A 3864-nucleotide genomic window follows, 5' to 3' on the forward strand; every position below is an offset into this window, starting at 1 on the left:
GCACCGGATTGGTGTAGCGTGGACTTGCGCGATGGTAATCAGGCGCTCATTGAGCCCATGACCGCCGCACAGAAGCTGCGTATGTGGGAATTGCTGGTGAAACTGGGTTTTAAGGAGATTGAAGTCGGATTTCCATCGGCCTCCGGCCACGACTTTGCCTTTGTGCGCAATCTCATCGAAAACAATCGCATTCCAGACGATGTGACCATCCAGGTGCTCACCCAGGCACGAGAGGAGTTGATCGCCAGAACCTTTGAGTCGCTTGAGGGTGTGCCCCGCGCAATCGTTCATGTTTACAACTCCACATCGACCGTTCAGCGCGAGCAGGTTTTTGGCCTCGATCGCGAAGGCATCAAAGCCATTGCCGAAAACGGAGCTCGCCTCGTTAAAGACTATGCGGGTCGCTATCCCGATACGGATTGGAGTTTTGAATACTCGCCAGAGAGCTTTACCGGTACCGAGTTAGATTTTGCCGTAGAGGTCTGTGATGCGGTAACCGCAGTTTGGGAGCCAACACCGGAAAAGAAAGTGATTATTAATCTGCCGGCAACGGTGGAAATGAGCACCCCCAATGTTTATGCCGACCAGATCGAGTGGTTTTGTGACCATGTCGCCAGGCGAGACAGCATCATTTTGTCACTGCACACGCACAACGATCGCGGTTGCGCAGTGGCGGCGGCTGAGCTTGGGGTGATGGCTGGCGCTGATCGTATCGAAGGCACGCTCATGGGTAACGGTGAGCGCACCGGCAATATGGACATCATCACTATGGCCATGAATCTCTACAGCCAGGGCGTCGATCCGGAGCTGAACCTCGCGGGCATGGATGAAATCATCGAAACCGTGAAGGCTTGCACGCAACTCCCCGTTCATCCTCGGCACCCCTACGCGGGTGAGCTGGTGTTTACCGCTTTTTCCGGCAGTCATCAGGATGCGATAAAAAAGTGTCTGTCGCGACGAGAGGGTGATGAAAGCCAGCCCTGGGAGGTGGCATATCTACCCATCGACCCTGCGGATATCGGCCGTTCCTATCAAGAGGTCATTCGTATCAACAGTCAGTCCGGCAAAGGCGGCGTTGCCTACGTTATGCAGGCCGATCATGGCTACGACATGCCCCGTTGGTTGCAGATTGATTTTAGTGCGACGGTGCAGGCTTATGCCGAAGACACTGAGGGCGAGGTTGGCTCCTCTGCTATCTACAGTTTGTTCCAGGAAACTTATCTGCCTGAGAATCCCCGTTGGCGCCTTAACGACTATCAGCTTCGTCGAGTAGATGGCATCGACAATCTTGAACTGACTATTCAGGATGGTGGTCAGTCACGACAACTCACAGGAACGGGTAACGGTGTTGTTGCCGCCTTTGTGGATGCTCTGGAGCGCTTCGTAGGCAAGTCTATTGTGCTGGTGGAATACAGCGAGCACGCTCTTTCCCAAAGCGCAGATGCAGAAGCGGTTTGCTATATCCAACTTAATATCGAGGGTGATCGCAGCTGTGGCGTTGGACGAAGCCACGACATTGTTCAGGCCTCTTTGCTGGCGATTTTGGGTGCGTTGAGCCGCTCGCCCGCGCTAGCTGATACGAGCAGCGCAGCGGCATAGGCCTTTAATCCATATGCTTTGTGGTAAGTGAGTGCTCGCTTCAATAAGGGTGGCGAGAGAAATAGTCTCGCGCCGCCGCCATGACCCGCGGGGCCAGAACCAAGGTGCTTATCATCGTCGGTATAGCCATAAGGCCATAGGCGCCCGAAATAATATTGAACACCATATCGATACTCACGCTGGCACCTACAATCACCGTTCCTACGAAAACCCAGCGGAAATGGTGTTGAACCTCAGCCCCAAATAAAAAACCAAAACATTTCGCGCCGTAGTACCAGCCGCTGAACATGGTTGTTGTGCTGAGAATCAGTGTGACGAAAGCCAGCGGTATCAAACCGAAGTGCCCCATCTCGCCGACAAAGGCATTGGCTGTGAGCGTGATACCCGAGAGCTCTCCGGGTACTTGCCATTGACCTGTGAGCAGAATGACGAGCGCCGTGCAGGTGCACACCAGCAAGGTATCGATTACTGGACCGAGCATAGCCACCAGACCTTCGCGAATGGGCTCGTTCGTGCGGGCAGCCCCGTGGGCCATCACCTCGGTGCCGACACCTGCTTCATTGGAAAAAGCGCCACGGCTGATTCCGATTAGCAGCGTGCCAATGAACCCACCGCCGGCCGCCTGCGGCGTGAAGGCCTCGCTGACAATACTGGCCAGCACCGCGGGCACCATGGATAGATTGCTGATGATTACGTACAGGGTCATCAGCATGTAAATTGCCACCATGATGGGCAATACCGCGACTGCGACCTTGGCCACGCGGGGCAGTCCACCGAAGATAACCCCGGCGACGAGGCAGGCAACGCAGACGCCGATCGCCGGGCCACCCCATGCAGGCATATTGCCGCTAAACACGGTGTCTCCCACAAGCGCGGTTAACTGGTTGGCCTGAAACAAGGGCAAGGTGCCTACGAGACCAGCGACCGCAAACAAAATTGCCAGCGGGTAAAACTGTTTTGGTAGTGCCTCTCGGATAATGTACATGGGGCCGCCCTGGAGACGCCCCAGACTGTCTTCGCCGCGATACATTACTCCAAGGGAGCAGGTGAAAAACTTTGTGGCCACACCGACCAGTGCTGACACCCACATCCAGAACACGGCGCCTGGTCCGCCGGCAACGATTGCCAGAGACACTCCTGCGATGTTTCCAAGCCCCATAGTGCCGGACAGCGCGGCAGCTAGTGCCTGACCGTGAGAGAGCTCACCGGCTTCGCCCGGAGTGTCGTGGCGACCGAGCATAATCCCAATGGCATGACCAAAATGCCGATAGGGCAACGCTCGGGAGTAGAAGAGAAAGAAGAGCCCGCCTCCGAGGAGCAGTGCCACAAGGGGAGTGCCCCAAACCGCGTCAACAAAGCGTTGTGAGAGTTCTTCTAAACTGAGCATGTCGTAGCCAAAGTAAGCAAACGCCGCACATTAGCACAGGCTAAATGCGAGTTCCGGCTTACCTTTATCAAAAGATTCAGTATGATTCCGTCGATACCTACTGATTGTTGAAAACTCTGGTTATGGAGGCCCTATGCCAAGCACTGCCTTTCATTTAGCCCTTCCCGTAGATGACCTTGAAGCCGCCGAGACTTTTTATGGTGAGGTCCTCAGCTGCCCTCGGGGCCGCTCATCGCCCCGATGGACCGACTATGACTTCTACGGCCACCAGCTCGTGGTTCACAAGGTAGACAGTGAAGACTTGCCCGCGGTGGCGAGGAACCCTGTGGATGGGGACGCGGTTCCGGCAAGCCACTTTGGTGTGGTACTCGCCTGGGATGACTGGGATAGCCTTCAAAGTCGCCTCACGACTGCGGGGGTGAAATACGCGATCGACCCAAAGACCCGATTTGCCGGGCGCCAGGGAGAGCAGCGCACCTGCTTTGTGCGTGATCCCGCAGGTAACCATCTCGAGTTCAAATGTTTTCGTAACCCTGAAATGCTGTTTGCCACAGAAGGCTTTGAATACGCGTAAACACGGCGTGCCTTTGAATATCCGACAGAGCCTGCCGCGCTGGCGCTGGCAGTTGCTGGGGGCTTTATTGCTCCTGCTCACGGCCTGCAGCGGCACGACTTTTGTGTACAACCGACTGGATATTATTCTGCCCTGGTATCTGGATCGTTACGTGGATTTGGATCGAAGCCAGTCGCAGGTTTTTGATGCTCAGCTCGAAGGGCTTCTCGAATGGCATCGACGGGAAGAGCTGCCGCGTTACGTGGAGTTCTTGAACACAATCGATGAAGACCTCAAAGCAGATCTCACCGTGGCCCAGCTTCAG

The 3864-nt window shown here is 55.5% G+C and carries 4 protein-coding genes; 3 read left to right on the forward strand and 1 reads right to left on the reverse strand.

Annotated elements, in window-relative coordinates:
- Nucleotides 1–1599 (forward strand): 2-isopropylmalate synthase (gene leuA / locus AB8B76_RS09370; RefSeq protein ID WP_405271936.1); only part of this gene is annotated, 1599 nt, incomplete at its 5' end.
- 40 nt (nt 1600–1639) lie between these two features.
- On the opposite strand, the gene AB8B76_RS09375 is transcribed toward leuA, so the two are convergent.
- Nucleotides 1640–2986 carry an alanine/glycine:cation symporter family protein gene (locus AB8B76_RS09375; protein WP_405271938.1) on the reverse strand — a complete coding sequence of 449 codons (1347 nt, stop codon included), beginning with the start codon at nt 2984–2986 and terminating at the stop codon, nt 1640–1642.
- Between the two features lie 133 nt (nt 2987–3119).
- Here AB8B76_RS09375 and AB8B76_RS09380 point away from each other — a divergent pair, with 133 nt between their 5' ends.
- On the forward strand, nt 3120–3560 hold the full coding sequence (locus tag AB8B76_RS09380) for a VOC family protein (protein ID WP_405271940.1): 441 nt from the start codon (nt 3120–3122) through the stop codon (nt 3558–3560).
- On the forward strand, nt 3547–3864 hold a 318-nt coding region (locus tag AB8B76_RS09385; protein WP_405271942.1), incomplete at its 3' end, for a DUF6279 family lipoprotein. The genes AB8B76_RS09380 and AB8B76_RS09385, both read left to right, overlap by 14 nt.

The sequence above is a fragment of the Congregibacter sp. genome, from assembly GCF_045107095.1.
Classification (GTDB): Bacteria; Pseudomonadota; Gammaproteobacteria; order Pseudomonadales; family Halieaceae; genus Congregibacter.

What these genes read in the sequence shown, in the direction of transcription:
- AB8B76_RS09375 (WP_405271938.1), bottom strand. Translation starts at nt 2,986, where the DNA reads ATGCTCAGTTTAGAAGAACTCTCACAACGCTTTGTTGACGCGGTTTGG.
- AB8B76_RS09380 (WP_405271940.1), top strand. Translation starts at nt 3,120, where the DNA reads ATGCCAAGCACTGCCTTTCATTTAGCCCTTCCCGTAGATGACCTTGAA.